At 50.3% G+C, this 25,437-nt stretch carries 17 protein-coding genes and 1 riboswitch; of the genes, 9 read left to right on the plus strand and 8 right to left on the minus strand.

Annotation, left to right across the window (positions count from 1 at the left end; translation table 11 throughout):
- The 5 genes from msbA to GNT65_RS07910 all read left to right on the plus strand — a co-directional run bounded on the left by msbA (position 1) and on the right by GNT65_RS07910 (position 6,490).
- The gene (gene msbA / locus GNT65_RS07890) at positions 1-1,815 is read left to right on the plus strand and encodes a lipid A export permease/ATP-binding protein MsbA (RefSeq protein WP_160795018.1); all 1,815 of its coding nucleotides are present in this window, start codon (positions 1-3) and stop codon (positions 1,813-1,815) included.
- Between the two features lie 5 nt (positions 1,816-1,820).
- Positions 1,821-2,855, plus strand: a complete 1,035-nt coding sequence (gene lpxK, locus GNT65_RS07895) for a tetraacyldisaccharide 4'-kinase (RefSeq protein ID WP_160795020.1) — start codon at positions 1,821-1,823, stop codon at positions 2,853-2,855.
- A gap of 1 nt (position 2,856) precedes the next feature.
- Positions 2,857-3,036: a Trm112 family protein gene (locus GNT65_RS07900; RefSeq protein ID WP_160795022.1), complete on the plus strand. Its 180-nt coding sequence runs from the start codon at positions 2,857-2,859 to the stop codon at positions 3,034-3,036.
- Between the two features lie 181 nt (positions 3,037-3,217).
- Positions 3,218-3,937 carry a lipopolysaccharide kinase InaA family protein gene (locus GNT65_RS07905; protein WP_160795024.1) on the plus strand — a complete coding sequence of 240 codons (720 nt, stop codon included), beginning with the start codon at positions 3,218-3,220 and terminating at the stop codon, positions 3,935-3,937.
- Positions 3,938-4,278: 341 nt separating this feature from the next.
- Positions 4,279-4,364, plus strand: a riboswitch (cyclic di-GMP riboswitch).
- A 71-nt stretch (positions 4,365-4,435) separates the two neighbouring features.
- A complete protein-coding gene (locus GNT65_RS07910) occupies positions 4,436-6,490 on the plus strand; it encodes an Ig-like domain-containing protein (RefSeq protein WP_160795026.1) in 2,055 nt (684 codons plus the stop codon).
- A gap of 390 nt (positions 6,491-6,880) precedes the next feature.
- Here GNT65_RS07910 and GNT65_RS07915 read toward each other — a convergent pair whose 3' ends face one another.
- From GNT65_RS07915 to GNT65_RS07950, 8 genes are all read right to left on the minus strand, one after another.
- The gene (locus tag GNT65_RS07915; protein WP_160795028.1) at positions 6,881-8,590 is read right to left on the minus strand and encodes a hypothetical protein; all 1,710 of its coding nucleotides are present in this window, start codon (positions 8,588-8,590) and stop codon (positions 6,881-6,883) included.
- A 463-nt stretch (positions 8,591-9,053) separates the two neighbouring features.
- Positions 9,054-9,842, minus strand: coding sequence for a DsbA family protein (locus GNT65_RS07920; protein ID WP_160795030.1), 789 nt, complete (start codon positions 9,840-9,842; stop codon positions 9,054-9,056).
- Between the two features lie 33 nt (positions 9,843-9,875).
- Positions 9,876-11,246: a sigma-54 dependent transcriptional regulator gene (locus GNT65_RS07925; protein ID WP_160795032.1), complete on the minus strand. Its 1,371-nt coding sequence runs from the start codon at positions 11,244-11,246 to the stop codon at positions 9,876-9,878.
- Positions 11,247-11,613: 367 nt separating this feature from the next.
- On the minus strand, positions 11,614-12,477 hold the full coding sequence (locus tag GNT65_RS07930; RefSeq protein WP_160795034.1) for an MBL fold metallo-hydrolase: 864 nt from the start codon (positions 12,475-12,477) through the stop codon (positions 11,614-11,616).
- Between the two features lie 101 nt (positions 12,478-12,578).
- Complete coding sequence (locus GNT65_RS07935; protein WP_160795036.1) at positions 12,579-15,626, minus strand: efflux RND transporter permease subunit; 3,048 nt, start codon at positions 15,624-15,626, stop codon at positions 12,579-12,581.
- The gene (locus GNT65_RS07940) at positions 15,623-18,871 is read right to left on the minus strand and encodes an efflux RND transporter permease subunit (RefSeq protein ID WP_160795038.1); all 3,249 of its coding nucleotides are present in this window, start codon (positions 18,869-18,871) and stop codon (positions 15,623-15,625) included. Before GNT65_RS07940 ends, GNT65_RS07935 begins: the two co-directional genes overlap by 4 nt.
- A 14-nt stretch (positions 18,872-18,885) precedes the next feature.
- The gene (locus GNT65_RS07945; protein ID WP_160795040.1) at positions 18,886-19,950 is read right to left on the minus strand and encodes an efflux RND transporter periplasmic adaptor subunit; all 1,065 of its coding nucleotides are present in this window, start codon (positions 19,948-19,950) and stop codon (positions 18,886-18,888) included.
- Between the two features lie 352 nt (positions 19,951-20,302).
- Positions 20,303-21,589 carry a citrate synthase gene (locus GNT65_RS07950; RefSeq protein WP_160795042.1) on the minus strand — a complete coding sequence of 429 codons (1,287 nt, stop codon included), beginning with the start codon at positions 21,587-21,589 and terminating at the stop codon, positions 20,303-20,305.
- Between the two features lie 413 nt (positions 21,590-22,002).
- Between GNT65_RS07950 and sdhC the strand changes: the two genes are divergently transcribed.
- The 4 genes from sdhC to GNT65_RS07970 are packed head-to-tail and all read left to right on the plus strand — an operon-like array spanning position 22,003 to position 25,225.
- Positions 22,003-22,398, plus strand: a complete 396-nt coding sequence (gene sdhC / locus GNT65_RS07955; protein WP_011865450.1) for a succinate dehydrogenase cytochrome b556 subunit — start codon at positions 22,003-22,005, stop codon at positions 22,396-22,398.
- A complete protein-coding gene (gene sdhD, locus GNT65_RS07960; RefSeq protein ID WP_011865451.1) occupies positions 22,392-22,739 on the plus strand; it encodes a succinate dehydrogenase, hydrophobic membrane anchor protein in 348 nt (115 codons plus the stop codon). Before sdhC ends, sdhD begins: the two co-directional genes overlap by 7 nt.
- Positions 22,740-24,506, plus strand: coding sequence for a succinate dehydrogenase flavoprotein subunit (gene sdhA / locus GNT65_RS07965; protein WP_160795044.1), 1,767 nt, complete (start codon positions 22,740-22,742; stop codon positions 24,504-24,506).
- A gap of 11 nt (positions 24,507-24,517) precedes the next feature.
- Positions 24,518-25,225, plus strand: a complete 708-nt coding sequence (locus GNT65_RS07970) for a succinate dehydrogenase iron-sulfur subunit (RefSeq protein WP_160795046.1) — start codon at positions 24,518-24,520, stop codon at positions 25,223-25,225.
- The last annotated feature ends 212 nt before the right edge of the window (positions 25,226-25,437 follow it).

Genomic DNA, 25,437 nt, shown 5'->3' on the forward strand with positions numbered 1-25,437 from the left:
ATGACAAATTCTTCGAAAAGTGAAGTGAGCAGCGTTTTTCTCAGACTGCTGACTTATCTTGTCCCGCTAAAAGGGGTGTTATTTTTGTCTGTGTTCGGCCTAGTGCTTTATGGCTTGGTGGACGCAACCTTCATTTATTCAATTAAACCTTTTATTGATCAAGGTTTTGCCAGCAATGTGCCGACAACACCGGGTCTGGTGGAAGGTGTCGACCTCGGCATGGGCGGTGGCTTTAACTCCGACAGCGACGTGTTGAAAACAGCGCCTTTCGTGGTGATAGGCTTGTTTACCCTGAGGGGCCTGGCTAACTTTCTCTCCACCTATGGGATCTCCTATATCAGTGCGCGCATGATCATGGATATGCGTCAGCAAGTGTTCGAGCATTACCTGAAATTGCCAGTGAGCTATATCGATGCCGAAAGCAGCGGGAACTTGATCTCCCGAGTGACCTTCGATACCGAGCAGATCGCCAGGGCATCGGGCAGTGCGCTGATCACCATAGTACGTGACGGCATCACTGTTATTGGCATGCTGGGGGTGATGTTCTATAACTCCTGGAAACTCTCTCTCTGTATTTTGATCGTTGGGCCTCTGATCGGTCTGGTGATTGCCGTGGTCAGCCGTAAGTTCCGTAAGGTCTCGAAACAGATCCAGACCGCCATGGGCGGGGTGACCTCGGTTACCGAGCAGATGATCAAGGGGCACAAGAATGTGTTGGTCTTCGGTGGTCAACAGGCCGAGTCCCAACGTTTTGCCAAGGTAAACGACGATAACCGCTCGCGCACCATGAAACTGGCTCTGGCCCAGGCGATCAGTCAGCCCTTGGTGATGGTGATAGGCTCTCTGGCGCTGGCTTTCGTGCTTTATGCCTCTAGCCTCGAGAGCATGCGCGCCGACCTCACCGCGGGTACCTTTGCCACTATCCTAGCGGCTATGCTCGCCATGTTGCAGCCAATTAAGAGTCTGACCCGGGTAAACGCAGAGTTTCAGCGGGGTATTGCTGCCTGTAGTACCATCTTTGCCGTGTTAGATACCCCGGCCGAGGTGGATAATGGCACCTACGAGAAGCAAAGAGTCGAGGGTCGCCTGAGCTTCGATAAGGTTAATTTCCGTTATGATAATCAAGAAGGCTTAGCCCTGAAGGAAGTGGACTTCACGGTTAATCCTGGGGAAACTTTGGCCCTGGTTGGTCGCAGCGGTTCGGGTAAGTCGACCATCGCCAGCCTGATCACCCGTTTCTACTCAGATCTCGATAGCGGCGATATTCGCCTGGACGATGTGAGTCTGAGGGACTACAAGCTGGCGTCCTTGCGCCGTCAGGTCGCACTGGTGTCACAGCAGGTAACCCTTATCAACGATACCATTGCCGCTAACATCGCCTATGCCTATCCGGGCGAAGTCACCGAGGCGCAGATCATAGATGCGGCCAAGCTGGCCAATGCCTGGGAGTTTATCAGCAACTTGCCCGAGGGGATCGATACCCAGGTCGGCGAAAACGGCGTCATGCTCTCTGGTGGTCAGCGCCAACGCATCGCCATTGCCAGAGCGATACTGCGCGACGCGCCTATCCTGATCCTCGATGAGGCGACCTCGGCGCTGGATACCGAATCGGAGAAGGCTATTCAGACAGGTCTGGATAATCTCAGACAGAATCGCACCTCAATCGTGATCGCTCACCGTTTGTCGACAGTTGAAAACGCCGATCAGATCTTAGTGGTGGATCAGGGGAAGGTGGTCGAGCGTGGTACCCACAGCGAGCTGCTTGCTAAGCAGGGGATCTATTACAACCTGTACCAGATGCAGTTTGGTAGCTAACCAGTATGCAGGCGTTGGTTAATCGACTCTGGTATGACAGGCAGGCCGGTGTTCACTGGCTGCTTGTTCTGCTGCTTCTGCCTTTAAGTGGTTTGTTTTATCTGCTGACGAGCCTCAGACGGCAGCTGTTTCGTTTGGGGCTTAAATCAAGCGCTCGGCTCGATGTGCCAGTGATAGTGGTGGGCAACATCACGGTAGGTGGCAGCGGCAAGACGCCCACGGTTATCTATCTCATCGAACTGCTTCGCCATAACGGTTATCGCCCAGGGGTGATCAGTCGCGGCTATGGTGTCGAGTTTACGGGCTGTAAGCGGGTTATTGCTGGCATGCCGGCCAGTGAAGTGGGCGATGAGCCGGCCATGATTGTGGCGCGCACTCAGGTGCCTATGGTGATAGGCCGGGATCGCGTCGCGGCCGGTAAAGCCCTACGGGAATGGCAGGCGGTGGATGTGATCATCAGCGACGATGGTCTGCAACATTATCGACTCGAACGAGATATTGAGATCTTAGTGCTCGATGGCAAGCGCCGCTTCGGTAATGGTCTGCTGTTACCTGCAGGACCCCTGCGAGAAGGACGCTGGCGTCAGCGCACCGTCGATTTTACCTTAGTCAATGGTGAAAGCGCCCATCCGGAGGAGTTTGAGATGGCGCTGGCTCCCGGCAACTGGCGCAGCGTGGCAGATGGCGAGCTGGTCTCAGCTAATTTAACTGGGAGCCCAGCCGATAATCCGCTTTCTGAGAGCGTGGCCATCGCCGGGATTGGCAATCCTCAGCGATTCTTCGATACCCTTACCCATATAGGGGTTCATCCCGTTCACCAACATGCCTTCGATGATCATCAGGTCTACAGCCTAGAAGCCATAGAGACGGTCGCGGCGGGTCGGGGCGTGCTGATGACAGAGAAAGATGCGGTTAAATGTCGCGAATTTGCAAAGTCTAACTGGTGCTATTTGCCGGTAGATGCCAAGATAGCCCCAGAATTTGAACAGCAATTGTTAACGCTGCTAAGGCGGCGCGAAAACGTACAACAAGGAAATTAACATGGCGTTTGATAAGAAACTTTTAGAGATAGTTGCCTGCCCTGTGTGTAAGGGTAAACTTGAATATGACAAGGCTAATCAGCAGCTTATCTGTAGGGCTGATCGTTTGGCCTATGCCATTAACGAAGGGATCCCCGTACTGCTTGAAAATAAGGCGACGCCTTGGAACGAAGAGGCCTAAGCCTAGGTTTCGAGGAGCCGAAATAGAGGCGTGCCTTTTGGCACGTCTTTAGTTTTCCCCACTATTCTTATCTTTACGTTAGCCTGGCGCCGCTCAGAGTTTCCCCGTTTAGGCGCCCAGTCATTGCTTTTGCCTAAGTTTGCACACATAATCCCCTTTCACTTTTACCGGAGTAGCCTGTGTGACGGTTTCCAGCCTTCAACATGTGATTGATAAACTGCTTGTCGAAAATCAGGGCGAACGAATAGTCAGTTTCGAGTACCAGGGACGTAAGTATTGGCTTAAGCAGGCCGAGCGTCTCACCGGCGCAATGCGTTGGCTAAAGTCGCAGCCTCAAGCAGCGTTGCAGCTCGAGATTTTAACACTCACTCAACTCGCCGAGAGCGGGGCACCCGTACCCAAGCTGGTTGCCAGTGGCGAAGGGTTTCTCGTGCTAGCCGATGTGGGGATGCCAATTAGTGGTTGGTTAAATGCAGATATTTCGCAGGCCGAAAAACAAGCGATATTATGCGATAGTGCCGCGGGGTTAGCTCGCCTACATCAGAAAGGCTTGGCTCACGGCAGGCCCGCGCTACGGGATATTTGCTGGGAAGAGGGTGATGTAGCCTTTATCGATTTTGAGGCGAATCAGCAAGACAGCGATATGCATAAGCAGCAGATCAGAGATCTCCTCGTCTATATTCACAGTCTATATCGTTACATTGGGCCTCATCCTGAGGTCGTCGAGCCCGTTATTGCTGCTTACCGTGCTGCTGGGGGAGAAACACTCTGGCAGGCTTCAAAACGAGAGATGGAAAAGTGGCAGTGGCTGAACCTTCTTGTCGCGCCGCTTAAAACCATCGGCGGCAAAGATCTGCGCCCCGTCTATTGGCTGCTGCGCCACTTTAAACAGACTCTCTAATCCCCAAATAATCTCCTACTCACCAGCTCCTTTGCAGTCAATTCTGTGCCATTTGGACGCTATCGCTTTCGCTTGATGGTTACAATTGTGATGTGGCAGAGTTTTCATCTGGCGAGGGTTTGAATGGTAGGTGATTTGACTGTTTGTGAGATTTGGTATCGAGTTTTACGCCAGGAACTGCTGTTTTGGTAAATTTTATCCACTCATTGTGTATTGATTTATATAGGGTTTTAAAAATTGGTTAAAAAATGATCGATTTTTAGTTGAGCTTCTCTTAAATTAATTGCTAGAATGCCCGTGTTCTCTGGGCAGCAGCAGCTTAGAGGTTTAGTTCGAAAGCACTCTCGAAACGGCAAACATTAAGAGATTAATGCACGCAAAGCCACAGACCCTAATTGCAATGCAAAAGGGTGGCTGGGCTACCGAATGAGCGTTGATAGAGCCTAGTACTTGTACTTGGAGCTTTCGAAGTGATGTTGACTTTGAGAGGTCCTAGCTATGAGTTCAGTTCATTGCGCTGTTGCGCGTCCCTTTTCTTCTTTTCTGAAAACCTTTAGTTTTGGTCTATTGGGTGCAGGCATGTTGTCGGTGTCGGCCGTTATACCTGCCCACGCAGATTCTTCTGCATCGGTAAATGCCGCTGAACACAAAGCCGGACAGCATCAATTAAAAGGTATTCTGAGTGTGGCATACACAGATTATGAAGATGAGAAACGCTCAGAATTACATCATAAGGTGACGTTAGATGACGGCAGAGTGGTGCCTTTCAATCTTGTTGGAAAAAACCTAACTCTGAAGAGTGGTCAAAAGATCACACTCCCAAACAGCGTACTCAAAAATCCGAATCTCTATCCTGAGCAAATTACCTTATTTGACGGTGGCGTCAGTTCATCAACCACTACCACGAGCAGCCTAGACGCCATTACAGTATCAGGCGATCGCAGCGTACTAGTGATGTTGGTGAGGTTTGAAAACTCATCGGGCGAGTATGCCAGTGTTGCAGAGGCTAATGACTTGGTATTTAACCAAGGTAATGCATTCTATCTGGAAAACTCAAATGGGAACGTCAGTTTGAGCGGCGATACCATAGGTTATTTAACTGTCCCGATGGATAAATATAACTGTGATACCACGGCTATTGGTAATGAAGCCGATATATTAGCCCGTGATCAAGGCTTTGAGCCAAATGACTATGATCACGTGATGTATGTTATTCAAGCAAATCTAGGTTGTCGTTGGTCTGGCCAGGGTACTGTGGCAGGTTATCCTGGACGTACCTGGATTAAAAATTTCCAGATAAAGACGGTCGTTCACGAGCTTGGGCATAACCTTGGGTTACATCACTCCCATAGCAAGGACTGTGGTGAGTCTGTTAGCGAAGGGACTTGTTCAACAACTGAGTACGGTGACATCTACGATGCAATGGGGGGAGCCGACGAGGGGGCTCATTTCAACGCATTCCAAAAGGAACGCCTAGGCTGGTTAAATAACCAAGTTACCACAGTGACTAGCGATCAAGTTATCACCTTAGATTATTACGAATCTTTAGAAAGCAACAGCACCCTTGCTGCAAAAATCTATCTTGGCAACGACGCCAATGGTAATGCACGCTACTACTACTTGGAATATCGCACTCCAACGGGGTTTGATGCATTTTTATTCGACAAATATGCCAACCTAGCAGATTCAATTATTCTGCGTGAGGGGACTGAAAACACGCCTGGTAGCAGCTACCTACTCGATAGTACGCCCATGAGCACCAGCAGCGATTGGACCGATAGTACCATAGGTGTTGGCCAGACTTTTTATGATGCAGATAATGGTGTGACAATTGAGCTGTTGGCAGCAGATGGCTATCAGGCAACAGTAGGCATTAGTCACTCAAGCGCAACCACTTGTATCGCCAAGGCGCCAAGTTTAACCGCTATGTCATCAGCTAGTATGCAAACCTGGGAGCAAAAAAGCTTAAGTTATAGCCTGACTAATAATGATTCTGCAGATTGTCCAAGCACCAATGTGTCACTTGCCGCGACTCTGCCAACTGGATGGAATGGTCAGTGGGATCAAACTGTGATGACACTGGCACCACAGCAGACGGCCACAGTTAACTTTACCTTGACTGTTAATGGTGATGTAGGTGCTCAGCAGCTCGCCTTGGTTGCAACACCGAGTAACGGCAAGACGAATGCTGAACTGTTGCAAACTATCACGGTAGAAGAGACGAGTGTTAACACGGCACCAGTTGCCCTGGCAGATACACTGACACTCACTAGTAAGACAAGTGGCATAGTTAACGTATTAAGCAATGACAGCGATGCCGAGGGTGATGAGCTTACTGTTGTCGCGGTATCTGCACCAGCTAAGGGAAGTGTGGTGATTAATAGCGATAACACTATCACTTACATACCGGGTAAAAGGTTTAAGTCGAGCGATAGCTTTACTTATACGATAAGCGATGGTGAGTTGCAGGCCACGGCAACCGTTAAAGTCAGCCTGACAACTAGTTCTGGCGACGGTGGTGGAAAGCCTGGCGGAAAAGGAAAGAACAAATAGTTTTAGTGTATTCTTAACAAAAAGGGCCATAAGGCCCTTTTTTGTTGGTGTTGACAAGTTGTAATAACAAATCTTCCTATAATTGTGCCGTGATTTCTTTTAAGGCTTTGCTGCCGATTTTTGCTCTGTTTCTAAACATCCTGTACCCAAAGTGTTTACTTTTGAGATGATGGGAAACCGAAGGCGGCAGAGTGATATTTCGTCTATCCATTGGATATTGGGCGAAAGACTATTTTGGCGAGGTGAATGGCAATAACTTCGGGAGAAGATTCGATTAAGTCGGAGCCATTACGTTAGTCATCACCAATGTCTATACGCCTTTTGTCATGCGGGCTAAAAAAAAGCCACCTGCGATAAGTAGGTGGCTTTGTCGTTATTCAGAATAAACCTTTATTCAGGTTGAGGTTCAGGTTGTATTGGGCATAATGGACAGGTTGCCGTTACCTCATCTGTCAATTCTTCAATTTCATCTACATCAAATATTGAGTAGGCTGAAACAGTGACTGTATTTTGAGAATTCAGTCTATTGCCAGTAGGTAGCGTGCTAGGTCTGTAAGTGTCAGATATTATTGCACAAACTGGATCGCCATTGACTAGGCCAGGTGCTTCTAAACATAGACCATTGTCACAACTACCGACTGCACAGTCTGTATCGAGTTCACAGGCTTGTGCTATGTCTAATGTATAAGATGCTAATAGATCAACGGTCGCATCAGTAATGGTTGCGTCTAGTGGGACATCACCTAAGTTACAAGAGACGATATCGTAGTCGACACTCAATATTACCTCGCCACCATCTTCGACCAGCTCTGATGTACAGACTTTGGTTAAATCAATCGCTGGGTTGAGATCCAAGGAGCTACATTCGATAGTATATTCGTCTGTGGCTGTGGAGCTACCAAAGTCGACTGTTGCCTCGATGGTGTTCATTGGTGGGTTGTCATCGGTAAAGAAAGTGCCTGAATAGGTGAACGATTCTCCACCTGGGAGTCCTTGTCCGCCGTTGAAGTAGCCAACGGTTTGGTCAATGACAACATCATCGGTTAGATCCATAGGTGTTCCCGCATCATCTACAAGCATGAGTGGGAAGTCAGCATCATAAGCACCGGAACCATCATTGGTAACAGTTGCTTCGAACGACGCTACATAAGTTTTCGCTGTGTTGTCGCTGGATAGGGCTAGTCTTTCTACCTTACAGGTCTTAGTGACCATAATGCTACACAGTGGGAATTCACCGCCGATGAAATCTTTCAGCTGGGCGGTTTCCGAACGTGAGGAACGCGTTTCAATTAAGAAGCTGCTAAAACATGGGATATTATCTCCCAAGATCTCACTAACGTTTACTCGGCCCTCGAAGAATGACTCATGGGGATAAGTGGCAGTTGAGCCATCTTTGGCCATATAGTCCCATATCGTCATTTGTGAGTCGTCTTCGTTGGTGATCGCACAGGCTTCTGCAGCGACATCGGCCGCATCACATTTAGCACTATGCATGTCATCGTTCTCAGAGTTGTAGAGCAGTTTCAGGTTGTCTGACACATCACCGCCGCCTTCCAGCCATTCCATGACTTGGACGAAGGGTTCTGCATTACTGCCTTGTGGATACTCCATCACAATAAATAGGTCACCATCTGTATGTTCACCGGTAAATCGATTGCTACCGTTGGGGCCAACATCGGCCTGGAAGAACCAGAATCCGAAGATCGCATCACCACTGTTGGCATAACGGTCGGCGCCGAAGTAGAAGACCAGATCATCGTTACTGTCGCGATAGGCTGCAGCAATACCGTTTCTGATATCATCTTTATCGGGAACGGCACCGTCTTTGTACCACCACTCAGTGACGTCGTTGATATCTTTCGAGCCCCCTTTCCAGAAAATTGTTTTGGGTGGAAGATCCGGTATAACGCCTGCCATGCCCGTTTCTCTATCGACTGAAATCGCTATTGCTCCAGCGCCGTCGATGAGGACTTGCTCCCAGTCATTCATACCATTATTTTTAACGTTACCGTCGAGTTCGAGTTGATCGTCGGCGGCAAATGCGCTTGCAGCGGTAAAGCAGGCTGCACAACACATGATTGCAAGTTTATTGAATCTCATTGTCGTATCTCCTACAAATTTGATGACTTCTGTTCCTTGTTGCTATGGCTTCACTTTTGCCATCAAAACCAGGATCGTTTTTTCAAAAGTGTTTACTTCGGCTTACTTGTTCGGCGTATGCCGCTTTTTAGTAACTGCAGAGGATGTGAAAAAAGCCGTCCATATGCAGTATCCAAATCAATGGTCTAATAACAGCAAGCATTAGGCCAAAAGTATAAGTAACTGATATAAATGGTTTTGTGTGGTCTTTGACTTAGAGGGGAAAGGTGGTGTGTTACACATGTGGAACAGTCTGCAATGTTCAAATATGAGTTGGACAAGATCCCTGTGATTGGCGAAATGCGTTCTGACGTCGCAAGCATTCGCTACAGAAGAGAAAGAGGTGTTGAGTGAGGAAGGTTAAAACGCCGCAGAGTCGATAAGGTTGCTATAAATTGTAAAAAGTACTTTGCGGCGGTTTAGATTAGTTAGTTTTAGTTGGTGCCTCTAAGGCGTCGATGGCTGCCTTAAAAACATCATAGCTTTGTGCGCCGATAAGGAGTTTGGGTTTGAGCAGTTGATTGTTTTCCAGTTTACCTATCAAAAAACTTGGGGTGCCACGAACCCCTACCGATGCGCCATAGTTTATGTCCTGCTTTATTTTACTCATGATGGCTTGGTCTTCTAGGCAGGCGGTAAATTTGGTCATGTCCAGAGAGAGCTGAGTGGCCGTGTCTCGATAGAGTTTGTTGCCTAGTTGGCGCATGTTTTTAAACAGGGCGTCGCGCATGGGCCAATAGGCATCTTGTTTCTGGCCACAGTTGGCGGCTATTGCGGCGCCTTTAGCCTTGGGATGAAAGCCTAGGGGAAAGTCCCTGGCGATATATTTCACCTTGCCTGTGTCTATATAGTCGCTCTTGAGCTTGGTAAAGGTATTGTCCATATATCGCTTACAGTAGGGGCATTGAAAGTCTGAAAATTCGATGATGGCTACGTTAGCAGAGGCTAGACCTAAGGAGGGGAGTTTACCACCTTCGTCCGGATTCTCTTGCGTTGGAAGATTGCGATATCGCAGCTTTTGGCCCTTCATCACTATGGTGTGCATCTCTTTGACCTGGCTGCTCATGATGGCCATCTGTTGTTTTAATTGACCGACCTCCTGTTTCAGGTAGGCAAGCTCTTGCTGCTGTTTGTCGTCACTTGTCTGCTGGCAGGCGGTAGTGAATAAGAGTAAAGATAGGCTGGCTACTACTGTCGAGTGAGTTGATGGCATAAGTAGGTCCTCTTCTGTCGCCATTGATCTTAGCTATAGCTTTATCTTGCACTTCTTGATGAGGCGATAGAAAGTCGTTCGGGAGATGTTAAGATCACGGGCCGCCGCCGAGATGTTGTGGTTATTGCGCTTGATGGCGGCCAATAGCAGTTCGGTATCAATTTCGGTTCTGTGTTGCGCGAGATCGACCACGTCCGAATCATCATTTGCCGAACATGCGAATTTAATGCCGAGGTCGGTTTCTGTGATGATATCGCTTTCGGCCATGATGATGGCGCGTTGAATGCGGTTTTTAAGCTCCCTTACATTGCCTGGCCACTGGTAGTTGCTCATGGCGACAAGGGCATCTTGGTGAAACTGAAATTGACGATTGGGTGGAGCGAGTTTGCTTAAGTAATCTTGAGCCAAGAGAGGTATGTCCTGTCTATGTTCTCTCAGGCTGGGGAGCTCAATTTGGATGATATTGATCCTGTAAAACAGATCCTCTCTGAACTTGCCCTCTTCGACGGCGTTCTCTAGGTTGACATGGGTGGCAAATATGATACGGCAATCTACCTCTGTCGATTTCTGACCTCCGATACGTTCTATGTAGTGTTCTTCTAGAAATTGCAGCAGATTGATCTGCAATTCTAGTGACAGATCGCCTATCTCATCTAAGAACAGGGTTCCCTTATCTGCGCGCTCGATACGACCTATATATTGTCTGTCGGCACCGGTGAAGGCGCCTTTCTCGTGGCCGAATAACTCAGAGTGGATGAGGGTGGGGGGCAAGGCGCCACAGTTGACCGTAATAAAGGGGCCATTTTTACGGGATGAGAGCGAATGGATTAAGTGGGCACACAGGCCTTTCCCTGTCCCCGTCTCACCGCCTATCAGCACTGTTTCATCAGATTTGGCAATTTTGTAGAGGTTATCCCGCAGGGTTTGCATGACATCGGATTCGCCAAAGAAAAAGGAAGCCGGTTTATGTGTGGTGTGTTCTTTGACCCAATGTTCATTTAGCTGGGCCATACCACTAAGGTGCCCTAGCGTGTGTTCGAGTCGCTGCCAGTCTATAGGAAGGTGATGAAAATCAAGAAAATAATCTGTAAAGCAGAAACACAGATTATCCATCTTCTTTGGGCTGTCTAAGGAGATTGCGAGCCAGAGCAGGCCGGGTTGGCGGGCCGATAGCAGTTCTATTGCTCGCAGTACGACTTGCTGATGTGGGACATCTATGATGGCGATGGCAATCTGGCAGGGAGAATGCTCTAATGTTTTATAGGCCGCACTCAGGGTGCCAGCATGATTGAAATGCCACTGCGAAGTATCGGTTTGTTTATCGGTAAGACACACTTCATCCGTTAAGTTTAATACCAATATGTTACGTTCCTTGTGAGTTGAATTCCTCTTACGGTTACTCACGATGAATCCTTAGCCGGGGCCCCAAGACAGCCAATGCATTTGCTAAACAGGATGCTTAAATTTTAGGAGAGCTTGGGGTGATCGCAAGTTGATACTGTATCTAATTGTGATGACCTTTGGGTTTGATAGCGTCTAGTCTTGTCGACTCGTTTTACTGAATTCGGGCATGATATGTAATCTTGTCTTTGCGCCCTTGTTTTTGTGACTATTTTAGCCACTGGAAATTCTGTAGTGATAACAGGTGATGCACTATCGATGTGATGTTTGATATGAAAAGCATGTTCAAATAAAAAGCGCGTCCTTGGTGGCCGCGCTTGGTTTTTTATAAAGAGAATGGATTGGCTGCTAATTTACCACTAGCCAGTTATCAGGACTTGAGGCCGTTATAGAGAGTCTCTATCCAGGTCTCCTGAGAGATAAAACGCCACTCCCACGCCTTTAGCTCCTCGGGTAATCCTTGTTGTTTGATCTCATCTAGGGACTTCCCTGATGTCAGCTGTTTGTTCATCCAGTCGATAGAGGTATCTAACATCTTTTTAAATCTAATGAAATCTTGCTTGTTTGCCAGGCCTCCATGTCCTGGGATGATCTTGGTGTCGTCATCAACTTTAGTTAATAGTGTGGCCACATTATCGCGATAGCCGAGTATCGAGCCGCCAGCTTTGAGGTCGATATAGGGGAATCTGTCTTTAAAGAAGAGATCGCCCATATGTACCACAGGCGCATTGCGCCAGAAGATCACGCTATCGCCGTCTGTATGCCCAGCAGGCAGATACATTAGGGAGAGGGTATCGTCGTTAAAGTGGATCTTGATACTTTTATCATAGGTGATGCTGGGTAAAGCCTGTTTGGATAATGCATCGTCATCGGCCAACCGTTTAAGCACATTGTCGTGGGCGAAGATGGTGCCACTTTGCCCAAATATGCCATTGCCGCCAGTGTGATCCCCATGGTAGTGGGTGTTGACAATATATTTGGGTTTGCCGGGTTGGATATCGGCCAGCGCCGCACTGATCGTATCAGCCAGAGGGGCAAACTGATCGTCTATGATCAGTAGGCCATCTGTTCCCGCCGATACGCCAATGTTGCCGCCGGCACCGGTTAGCATGTAGATATGGTCGGAGAGTTTGGTTGCGCTGATCTCTACGTCGGCAAACTTATTTTCTGCGGCCAAACTGCCAGCGCAGCAGATGAGCAGGCTCGCCGAGACGAGACGAAATATGATGTTCATTAGGAGACCTTTTTCTCTATTCTGGAAATAGTTTATATAGTTGTATAGTAAAAAGGCTGCAAGAAGCAGCCTTTTTATTTTGTATTACCTATTGGCGCGCCTTAGTGGGCCCAGGGCATGATGCGCCGAGTGAACCTATCGGCATTGCCTAGCTTAACGGCCGCCTGATGACGCATGCGATACAGGGCCTGATAGCAGAGCGGTACCAGATAGAGACTGGTGAGGGTAGAAAAACTTAGCCCACCTATTATGGCGATTGCCATAGGTGAATAAGGAGGGCCTCCGCCGCCTATCTGGGTGTCGCCCATGGCGAGTGGGACTAGGCCTAGTACCGTTGTGCCTACCGTCATCAGTACAGGACGTAGGCGGGTAATGCACACGGCCTCTATGGTGGCAGACAGGCGTTCTAGTTCCGGCGTCTTCTGGTTGATTTGGTCAACCAACACTATGCCGTTGTTCACCACTATACCCATTAAGATCAGAATTCCTATCATGGCCATGATGGACATGTTGGTGCCGGTTAGCAGCAGGGCCCAGAATACCCCAGTGATGGAGAAGAGGATCGAGGTAATGATAGCCGTTGGCAGCAGTAAAGATTCGAACAGGGCGGCCATGACGATATAGATCATGGCGATGGCCAAGATCATATTAGTTGCCATGATGGCCTGATCTTCATCCTGACGCTGGAAGCCACCTCGTAGCGAGTAGTCATAGCCCGCAGGAAATTGCACCGCATCCATCACTTGTTTGATGGCTTTTTGTGCCTCTTCCGTGGTCATCTCATCCAGGTTGGCACCGATTGAGAGCGCCGTTTGACGGTCATAGTGACGAATAGTGTCAAATCGTGGACGAATCGAGATCTCGGCCAGACTCTGCAAGGTGTAGACGCGATTACCCTGACGCACGATAGGCAACTCCTTTAGCCTTTCAAGCGACTCGCGCCACTGCTTGTCATAGGCCAGTTCTATGCGCAGCTCACCGCTGGGATCGTGCCTGAAGGAACGTAGCGGCGAACCGCGAAGGGCCATGGACACGCTGCGAGCAAGCTCGCTCAGGCTAAGATCCAGTCTCGCTGCCATGGTGCGATCCAGCTCGATGATCACCTCCTGCTGTGTGCTGTTAAGCTCGGAGCGCACGTCGATGAGCCCATCTATCTTGGCCAGCATAGGCACTACCTGCTCACTGATGGTGATCAGCTCGCTGGTGGAACGTCCGGTGAGGGTGACACGTATGCCGTTGTTATCGTTACCCCAGCCAAATTGCGGTTTGGCGATGGAAAACTTAGGGAAGCCTTCGCGGATCTTTCGTTTTAGCGCCTTGATATCTATGTCGGCATCTTCTTGCAGCAGCAGGGTCGACTGGCCCCTGTCGGCCGAGAAGTAGCTGTAGACAGAGTCTATGTAGAACTCCTCTTTATTGGCGTAGAGGTAATCTTCCATGCGGTTGATCATCGCCTCGGTAACATCCAGGCTGTGGCGTCCCTCTACCTGGTAATTGATATAGAGGCGGTTATTGCCTTCGCCATCGCTTTGATCTTGCTGCACCATGCTCAGCGGCAGCGCCGTCGAGCCAAGGATGATCACGGCGATCAGCCCTGACCGCTTGGGCCTATGTAATATCCACGCCAGGCTGCGCTTGTAGAAAGACTCGAGCTTGCTCTGCTTAGGGTTAGTGTCGATCTCGAAATGTAGTTTAGTTAACATCAAAGGGATCAGCGTCTTAGCCACCAAGAGCGAGGCTGCCAGTGAGATACAGATGGCGATGGCCACATGCTCCAGGAAGATGGTTAGCTCTACCTTAACGCCAAAGATGTTAGGCAGAAACACAATTGCCGTGGTCAGGGTGCCGGCCATTACTGCCAGGGCAACCTTGTTGACCCCGGTAAGCACAGCCTGGGAGGTCGATGCCGTGCCTTGGTGTTGCTTCTCTTGCAACACACTCTCGCTGACTACTACGGCGTTGTCGATCAGCATGCCGACCGCCAGCAGTAGTCCCATCATGGAGAGGATATTCAGGCTATAGCCTAAGAAATACATGCCCGCCAACGTCATACACAGAGAGATTGGCACCGAAGAAACGACCACCAGTGTCATCTTCAGGTTGCGTAGGAAAAGATAAAGCACCGCAAAAGAGAGCAGGGCACCCACCAGACCGGCGGCGAGCAGATCTGACAGCGAGGATTTTACGCCGTAGGCCTGATCTTCCATGATAAACAGCTTGATACCGTTGAACTGCTGGTCCTGTTTGGCGGCCTCGATCACCTTGAGCACACGCTCAGACACGTCCACCAGGTTGGCGCCAGACTCTTTAAATACGTCCAGACCGACCGCGTATTTCTGATCCAGATGGCGACCGTCGAGGCGCTCTGGCAGGGCGTAGCGAATGCTGGCCACATCGCCCAAAGTCACGCCAGGCATCAACACTAGGGCGGCGATATCGTCTAGATCGCGAAACTCACCCTTTGGCGATACCTGATACACCCGGGTATTCGCCCTCAGGGTGCCGGCGCTGACGATGAAGTTCTCCTGTCCCAGACGTTGTTGCAGCATGCCGCTGTTGATCCCCGTGGCGCTGAGCTTGTCGGCATCGATTCGGATCTCGATCTGCTTCTGCTCGACGCCATAGAGGCTCACCTGAGAGACGCCTTCGACCCGTTCCAACGGCTTCTTCAACTGTTTGTCCAGCAGATCGAAGGCACCGGACAGCTCACGCTCGCTGGAGATACGTATGGTGAGCACAGGCATGTCGGCAGTCGAGAACTGACGGATGAAGACCCGCTCCACATCTTTAGGTAAGAGGTGGCGAACCGCATCCACCTTTTCCCTGGCCTCCAGGCTCTTGGTGGAGACATTCTCGCCCCACTTCATTCTCAGCTCGATCTCCGCGCCATTTTGCGATGAGCGCGATCTTAGCTCCTCAATGCCGCCCATGGTGGCGAGAGACTCTTCTAGTACGTTAGTAATCTCACGTTCCACCTCCGCAGGGGTCGAGCCCTTGTAGGGAACTTCAATCATCACCTGGGGCATCTCGATGCCGGGAAACATCTCCAGCGGCAGCAGGCGGCTCGAGGCCAGACCAAAGAGGAGTATGGCTACGAAGAACATGCTGGTAGTAACGGGTCGCGTTAGGGCTAATCGAGTGATATTCATGCTGATTCTCCCTCTTGAGCGACTTCGGCTGGTGCGTCAAAGGCTTTGCGATCGAACAGGGCATAGAGCGCTGGGATCACTACGAGCGTCAGCAAAGTTGCCAGCGACAGGCCGAAGATCACTGTGATCGCCATGGGCGCACGCACCTCGCTGCCGTCGCCTAAGCCCAGTGCCATAGGCGCCAGACCCAGCGCCGTAGTCATTGTGGTCATGACGATGGGACGCAGGCGAGACTTGGCGGCTTCTTCGATGGCCGTCAGTTTGGCGATGCCCTGGTGACGAAGCTGATTGATGCGATCCACCAAGACGATGGCGTTGTTGACCACTATGCCCGCCAGCATGATGAGGCCGATGAACACCACCACGCTCAGGTGTGTCTGGGTGATGAACAGGCCGAAGATGCTACCGCCCACCGCCATAGGCACAGCGATTAGGATGAGCAGTGGGTGCACCAGTGACTCGAACTGGCTAGCCATCACCAAGTACACCAGGAATACGGCCAAAACCAAGGCAATTTGCAACGACTGGAAGGAGTGCTCCATCTCTTCGTTCTGGCCACCGAAACGTACCTGAATCGAGCTAGGCAGGTTTTGTTGATCTATGATGCTTCTCGCCTCGAGCACCGCATCGTTGAGATCACCATAGGCGAGGTTAGCCGAAACGATGGCAACGCGCTGCTGACTGATGCGGTTGATGGCAGAAGGGCCCAGATTCAAGGTGACATCGGCAACGGCGCTCAGTGGGATAGGCTGACTGCTGTTGGGGTTGATGATCATCGAATCGATATCGCTTATCTGATCGCGCTCCTCGAGTTCGCTGCGCACCAGGATGTCTATTTTCCTGTCGCGCACCGTATATTGGCTGGCGACTGTGCCACCGATGCGTTGGGCGATACGGTTAGCCACGGTTGGCGCGTCCATGCCTAGGGCGGCAAGGCGAGCGTGATCGAAGCGGATGCTCAGCTCTGGCTGACCGTCACGCAGGCTGGTGTTGAGGTCGGCGAAGCGATCTGAGTCTGACAGGGCGCTGATAAGGTTATCGGCGGTCTGCTTAAGCTGCGCCAGATCATAACCAATCACTTCGATTTCAAGCGGCGTCTTGAAGCTAAACAGCTCTGGGTGTTGGATCTTGGCCTCTAGCTCAGGGATACGCATGGCAGTGGTGCGAAGCACATGGGTGACCGCATCGAAGGCCTGGTGATCGGCCAGTACCACCTGCAGACGGCCCCAGTTTTCGCCGCCGCGCGAGGTATCCGAGGTCATCAGACCGCCGCTACCGGCTTGGCTGTAGGCATGTTTTACATCTTCTCTGTCTTTAATTGAGAGCGCCAGCTTCTGCAACACCCTGTCTGTCTCGCTCACCTCTGTGCCCGGTGGCAGCAGGACTTCCACATAAAACTCACCTTGGTTCATCGGCGGGATCAGCTCCATGCCGAGTCTTGGGATCAGACTCATGGTGCCTATGGTGAGGGTGATGGCCACAGCTAAGGTAACCCAGGTAAATTTAAGCGCTTGACGTAGCAGCTTATGATAGACGCTTTCGAGTAGGTGATAGAACCAGTTAAATACCAGGCTGATGGGGCGCATGATAAGGCCTGCAAGCCAGGAGAACGCGCGGCTAAGCATCAGCGCCAGGGTCAGCACCAGTGAGGGCAGGTAGCTAAATAGCAGCACGAAGGGGAAGGAGCATACGGTAGCGCCGTAATGCTTCACCTTAGCCATCTTAGTGTCGAGTACCGGCTTTTCGCGTTTCTGCACCATGTGCGGCAGAGCCTTGAAGCCCTCGCGTGATGCCAGCATAGGGATGGTGGTCAGCGCGACCAGCAGGGAGGCCAGCAGGGCGAAGGTTACCGTCAGCGCCTGATCCGAGAAGAGTGCACCGGCCACGCCATCGACAAACACCAGGGGCACGAATACCGCCAGGGTGGTCATGGTGGAAGCGAAGATAGCACCGGCTACCTCTTTGGTGCCAGTGACGGCGGCGTCGAGCTTGTTCATCCCCAGCTTGCGACAGCGGTCGATGTTCTCCAGCACCACGATGGCGTTATCCACTAGGAGGCCCACCGCCAGGGCGATACCGCCCAGTGACATGATGTTGAGGCTGATGTCGGCAAAATACATCATGTTAAAGGTGGCGATCACCGAAAACGGAATTGAGATAGAGATGATAAGGGTCGGCACTATGTCCCTGAGGAACAGGTAGATCACCAGCATGGAGAGCAAGCTACCTATTAGTGCCGCCGAGGTCACCTCGCTCACGGCGCTCTCGATAAATTCAGATTGATCGTAGATCACCTTAAGCTCCGCCTTCTCATTTAATTTCTTGAGGGCATCCAGCTTAGCGGTGACTTTACGGGCCACGGCGACCGTGTTGGCATCACCTTCCTTATAGATGGCCAGCTCAATAGATTCGGCGGAGCCGATACGCGTGATGTCGTTACGTTCCTTGTGAGCGTCTATGATCTCGGCCACCTCGAACAGACGCACCAGAGTCTGATTGTCACGATAGACGATGATCTGACCCAGCTCCTCCAAGGAGTTGAACTGGTTGAGGGTACGCACCAAATACTCTTTCTCTCCCTGTACCACCTTACCGGCCGAGAGGTTGATGTTTTCGGCGGCGATACGCTCGCGGATCTTATCGGCGTTCAGGTTAAGTTGCGTCAGTTTCTCCTGGTTCAGCTGAATATGCACCTCTTGCTCGAGACCGCCTGAGAGCCTGACGGCGGCGACGCCGCTGAGAGATTCCAGCTGACGCTTAAGCTCCTCCTCGGCAAAGGTGCGCATCTGCTTAAGTGACTGGTCATCGGCATCCGGCATGGAGAGTGCCAGACGCACGATAGGGTCTAAGTTAGGGTTGAAGCGCAGCAACAGTGGCTTCTTCACATCCAGGGGCAGCTCTATGGTGTCTAGTTTTTCCCTGACCTCCAGGCTCGCCATATCCATGTCTGTGCCCCATTCAAATTCGAGCACTACATCTGACATACCAGAGCGTGAGATAGAGCTAATCTTACGCAGCCCCTTAACGATGCCAGCGGCCTCTTCTATGGGCTTGGAGACAAGCTGCTCCACCTCGACGGGGGCGGCGCCTTCATATTGGGTACGTATGGTAATGGTCGGGTAGCTGAGGTCCGGCAGGAGCTTCACCGCCAGGCGAGAGAATCCCACCATGCCAAACAGGATCACCGCCAGCATAAACATCCACACGGAGACCGGCCGTTTAACGGAAGTATTAATTATCGACATAAGCTAAGTTCCCGTTATTGTTGTGCGCGAGCAACGTCTAGTTGGCTGATCACTTCGACTAAGGATTGATCCTTTAGGTTTTGTTGTCCGCGGATCACTATCTGTTCGCCGGGTTCCAGCCCAGAGACCACCTCTACTGTGTCGGCCTCGCGATAGCCTAGGGCGACTTCGCGGCGTAGGGCATTGTCACCTTGGATCACATACAGGGCGTATTGGTTGTCCTGATTGACCACGGCGTTGTAGGGAACGGTTATCACATTGCTGTGGGTGTCATACCTCAGCTCAACCCGGGTAAACATACCGGCCTTGAGTTTGGCATTCTGGTTAGGCACAGAAAGGGTGACCTTAAAGGTACCGCTTTGAGGATCGACTATGGGGCTGATACGCAGCACCTTGGCGTGAATGGTATCTTGGGTGTGTTTGTTGGCATAGAGCTCGGCTTCCTGGCCTAAACGCAGGCTTTGCAGCTGGGCCTCTGGTAGGTGGACTATGCCGTACAGCTCATCCTGATTAACCACATAGAAAAGCTGTTCAAACTCTTTGGCCATGTTGCCGGCTTTCACATAACGCTTGGCTACAACACCGTCTATTGGGGAGCGAACCATGCTCTCTTCAACGTGCAATGCTGCAAGGTCTCGCTTGGCGATGGCTGCCTGCAGGTTGTATTCTAGTTTGGCCATGGAGTCGGCGCTGATAAACTCTTTATTGCTCATCTTCTTCAAACGGTTGAGCTCCTGCTCGATGATCTCCACTTCGGCCTGAGAGCGAGCTAAGTCGTAGCGTTGGCGCTTGGCATCGATCACCGCCAGCAGTTGTCCCTTAGCGACGCGATCGCCTTCCTCGACCTTTATTGTCTCGATAAGACCCGCGATGCGGCTAACAACATCGGCCTCCTGTGGGGCTTCCAGGGTGGCAGTAGTACTATAAAAAGAGGAGACATCGCCTTGTATGACTGTCGTGGTTTCGACGGGAACGGCGTACTTTTCCTCTTCTTTCTTCGTTTCCTCATTACCACATGCACTGAGTACGGCAACAAATAGTAGGGGAAGTGCCAACTTAAACTTTGAAAAAGATTCCATGTGAAGATACCTATGTTATTTATCCAATTAGCCTTAGTAAGCACAAGCTGTGCCAAATTGTTAAACCTATAAATATCAGCTTGTTACGCTAGAATCAGTTAAGAAGTGGTGAGCTTGTTAACTGGTTTGTAGCGAAAATGTTTAACATGTGATGCTTTTGACTAAGTTACAGTTAAGACCTATAGCCGAGGTGAGTGCAAATTGGATTTGATACAAAATGTATCCTAAATGTGTGGGGGCGAGTGTTTGTTACTGTGCGCCGCCGGTTTTGCCAGAATAAGCGGCTGGGAGTGTGTTTGCGCTAGGCATAAAAAAAGCACCCCTAGGGGTGCTTTTTACGATTAAGCCGATTTTAACGCTTATCCAGTTTGACGAAGCTGCGTTCGGCCGAACCTGTGTAGAGCTGGCGTGGACGGCTGATCTTGTGACCAGGCTGATCCAACATCTCTTTCCAGTGAGCAATCCAACCTACGGTACGCGCCAGGGCGAACAGTACGGTGAACATGCTAGTTGGAATACCGATAGCCTTCATGATGATGCCTGAGTAGAAATCGACGTTTGGATAGAGTTTCTTCGATACGAAGTACTCATCTTCCAGTGCGATACGCTCAAGTTCCATCGCCACGTCGAGCAGCGGGTCGTTGACCTTAAGCTCGGCAAGTACTTCGTGACAGGTTTCGCGCATAACTTTGGCGCGAGGGTCGAAGTTCTTGTAGACGCGGTGACCGAAGCCCATCAGACGGAATGGATCATCTTTATCCTTTGCACGTGCGATGAACTCAGGAATGCGATCTACGGTACCTATCTCTTCCAGCATGTTCAGACATGCTTCGTTTGCGCCACCGTGTGCAGGGCCCCACAATGAAGCGATACCCGCTGCGATACACGCAAATGGGTTAGCACCCGATGAACCGGCTAGACGCACGGTAGAGGTAGAGGCGTTTTGCTCGTGGTCGGCGTGCAGGATAAAGATACGGTCCATGGCGCGTTCGATGATTGGGTTAACCTTGTATTCTTCACAAGGAACCGCAAACATCATGCTGAGGAAGTTGCCCGCATAGCTCAGGTCGTTACGTGGGTAAACAAATGGCTGACCAATTGAATACTTGTAACACATAGCGGCGATAGTCGGCATCTTAGAGACTAAACGGAACGCCGCAATTTCGCGGTGGTGTTCGTCGTTAACATCGAGAGAGTCTTGGTAGAATGCAGACAATGCACCTGTCACACCACATAGCATCGCCATTGGGTGTGCGTCACGGCGGAAACCACGGAAGAACGAAGCCAGTTGCTCGTTAACCATAGTGTGAGTCTTAACCGTGTAAACAAATTTGTCGTATTGAGCCTTGTTAGGTAACTCACCGTAAAGCAGTAGATAACAAAGATCTAAATAGTCTGAATCGACGGCTAGTTCGTCGATCGCGTAACCACGGTGTAAAAGTATACCTTGGGCGCCATCAATGTAGGTGATAGCTGATTCGCAGGATGCTGTCGCTAGGAATCCTGGGTCAAATGTAAAATGACCTTTGCTACCGAGTTTGCTGATGTCGATAACATCAAATCCTGCCGTTCCTTTTTTGATAGGCAGGTCAATCGAATCGTTCCCTGGTAGTTCCAATTTGGCTATATTATCAGCCATACCCCGTTCTCCTTACTTCATTCTTATGTGAGTGCGGCTTTTGTCAAACGCCAATACTTTACAGTGAATCTAGATCACATTTCAATTTAAATAAGCGTTTAAATTCGTTAGACCATGGTCTTAATTTGACGTAAGTGCCCGCCAATACAGCGACTTGGCAGATTTTTTTACCAAAAAAACAAAATTTGCATAATGTGATGTTTGTATTTGACATTTGTGGGGCGTATACTTGCTTCGGCTCGAAAGAGCTGCAAACAAACCAATTCGAAGACCATTATTTACATACTTATTTAGTGATTTTTGAATTAGTTAACTGTTTGTTTCAACTTTCCTTTTGAGGCGAGAGGAGGTGGTAAGTTTGCTTGCTGTTCAAATTTCGTTCGAAAGAGGTTCAATAACAAAAATAATGCTCAATGGAGCAGAGTGAGCAGAACGTGAAAAAGCAAAGACCTGTCCATCTAGATCTGCAGACCATTCGCTTTCCTGCAACAGCGATTGCGTCAATCCTACACCGTGTCTCCGGTGTCATCATGCTGTTTGCCGTCGGTATTCTTATCTGGTTGTTGAGTGAGTCACTCGCATCTGCTGAGAGTTTCGCAGGCATTCAATCTCTATTTGATACCTTCATCGTTAAGTTTGTTGTCTGGGGAATTCTGACCGCGCTTGGTTATCACCTGATTGTTGGCCTACGCCATCTGATCATGGATACCGGTCGTTGGGAAGAGTTGGAATCAGGTAACGCTTCAGCGAAAGCCGCCTTCGTTATTGCTGCGGCATGGTCAATCATTGCGGGGATTTGGGTATGGTAACAAATGCAGCGAGTCTTGGACGCAGTGGCGTTCATGATTTTATTCTTCTTCGTGCTAGTGCCGTGATCCTTACTTGTTACACCATTTTCTTAGTAGGATTCATCGCCGCTAGTGCTCCTCTCACTTATGACGTATGGCACGGTTTGTTCAGTGCTTTGCCGATGAAAGTGTTTACGCTTCTTGCCCTGGTTGCCATCCTGGTTCACGCCTGGATCGGTATCTGGCAGGTGCTTACCGACTATGTTAAGCCGGTAGCCGTTCGTGGCGTACTCCAATTCGTCTTCGTCGTAGCAGCACTTTCTTACCTGGCTGCTGGCATTGTTATTGTGTGGGGTGTTTAAGTGAGTATTCCAGTTCGTGAGTTTGATGCAGTCGTAATTGGCGCCGGTGGCGCGGGTATGCGAGCTGCACTACAGATTTCTAAAGAGGGTAAGAGCTGCGCGCTTTTATCTAAAGTATTCCCAACGCGTTCTCATACGGTTTCTGCTCAGGGTGGTATTACCGTCGCCCTAGGTAACGCCCATGAAGACCATTGGGAACAGCACATGTACGATACCGTTAAGGGTTCCGACTTCATCGGTGACCAAGACGCGATCGAATTTATGTGTCAAACCGGTCCAGAAGCCATTATCGAGCTAGAGCACATGGGTCTGCCATTCTCTCGTTTCGACAACGGTAAGATCTATCAGCGTCCATTCGGCGGTCAATCGAAAAACTTCGGTGGCGAGCAGGCGGCACGTACCGCTGCGGCAGCTGACCGTACCGGTCACGCCCTGTTGCACTGTCTATATCAGCAGAACGTTAAGCATAAGACTGAGGTCTTCTCTGAGTGGTATGCGCTGGATCTGGTTAAGAACGAAGACGGTGCCATCGTAGGTTGTACCGCAATCGAAATCGAAACCGGCGAGATCGTTTACTTCAAGTCTAAGGCCACTATTTTGGCTACCGGTGGTGCGGGTCGTATCTACGCCTCTACCACTAACGCACATATCAACACAGGTGACGGTGTCGGTATGGCAATGCGCGCCGGCGTGCAGATGCAAGACATGGAGATGTGGCAGTTCCACCCAACCGGTATCGCCGGCGCGGGTGTACTGGTCACCGAAGGTTGTCGTGGTGAAGGCGGATACCTGCTGAACAAAGATGGCGAGCGCTTCATGGAGCGTTATGCGCCAAACGCGAAAGACCTGGCATCTCGTGACGTGGTAGCACGCTCTATGATGACAGAGATCCGTGAAGGTCGTGGCCTCGATGGTCCACTAGGTCCTCACTGTCTGCTTAAGCTAGATCACTTAGGTAAAGAGACCCTGGAAGCACGCCTACCAGGCGTTTGTGAACTGTCTCGTACCTTCGCGCACATAGACCCTGCCGATGGTCCAATCCCTGTCCTGCCAACCTGTCACTACATGATGGGTGGTCTGCCTGCTAAGGTGAGCGGTCAGGTGATTCGCAAGAATGAAGATGGTAGCGAGCAAGATGTTGCTGGTCTGTTCGCCGTGGGTGAGATTGCCTGTGTATCGGTACACGGTGCAAACCGCCTGGGTGGTAACTCACTGCTTGACCTTGTAGTCTTCGGCCGTGCGGCCGGTCAGCACCTAGGTAAGGCGCTGGATGAAACCGCTACGCCTAAGGATGCGACCGATGCCGATATCGCGAAGTCGCTTGAGCGTCTAAATCGTTGGGAAAGCAACAAAGACGGCGAAGATCCAGCTAAGATCCGTAAAGATCTTCAACTTTGCATGCAGCTTAACTTCTCGGTATTTCGTACCGGTGAAGCCATGGCTGAAGGCCTTGAAGAGCTTAAGGCGATTCGTGAGCGTCTGGCTAATGCCAAGCTGTCTGACAACTCAAGAGAGTTCAACACTCAGCGTATCGAATGTCTCGAGCTGGACAATCTGATGGCCACAGCAATTGCAACCGCTTATGCGGCAAACTTCCGTAAAGAGAGTCGTGGTGCGCATTCACGTGAAGATTATCTCGACCGTGATGATGAGAACTGGTTATGTCATAGCCTGTTCGATCCTCAGACCGAGCAGATGACCAAGCGTGATGTAAACATGGAGCCTAAGCTTCGTGAGGCATTCCCGCCAATCAAGCGTACCTACTAAGGAATTTTGAGATGAATTTGAAGATTGCTATTTATCGCTATAATCCTGATGTAGACACTAAGCCTTACATGAAGGATTACAAGCTCGAAGTGGCTGACGGTACCGATATGATGGTGCTGGATGTGCTGATGCAGTTGAAAGAGCAAGATCCAACACTGGCGTTCCGCCGCTCATGCCGTGAAGGTGTTTGTGGTAGTGACGGTGTGAACATGAACGGTAAGAATGGTCTGGCCTGTATCACGCCTATTTCTACCTTCAAGGGTAAGAAGCTGGAGATACGTCCGCTGCCGGGTATGCCTGTGGTTCGTGACCTGATTGTCGACCTGACTCAGTTCTACAAGCAGTACGAGAAGATCAAGCCTTACCTGATCAACGATGATAAGACGCCGGCACGTGAACACCTGCAATCGCCAGAAGAGCGTGCGCACCTAGATGGTCTGTATGAGTGTATCATGTGTGCGTGTTGTTCAACGGCTTGTCCATCATTCTGGTGGAACCCAGACAAGTTCGTCGGTCCAAGCGGCCTGTTGCACGCCTATCGTTTCCTTATCGATAGCCGTGATACCGCCACCGAAGAGCGTCTGTCTGAGCTCGACGATGCCTACAGCGTATTCCGTTGCCATGGCATCATGAACTGTGTTGACGTTTGTCCAAAAGGACTCAACCCGACTAAAGCAATTGGGCACATCAAGTCCATGCTGCTTAAGCGAGCTGTCTAAATGCAACACACTGAGCTGATTTTAATAATTATATAGCTCATTGAGAGTCACTTCTCCCATGTGAGAAGTGGCTCTTTTATGTAATGGAACTACACATGCCGTGAAATCTGGACTCTAGGGGCGGCAGATATTTTGCAATTGCAGTACATTTGACTGGATTGCATTTTCAATACTTTGGCTAAAAACACGTGTATAAAGTTTGAAAGGAATAG

The sequence above is a fragment of the Shewanella insulae genome, assembly GCF_009831655.1.
In the GTDB taxonomy this organism is placed as follows: Bacteria; Pseudomonadota; Gammaproteobacteria; order Enterobacterales; family Shewanellaceae; genus Shewanella; species Shewanella insulae.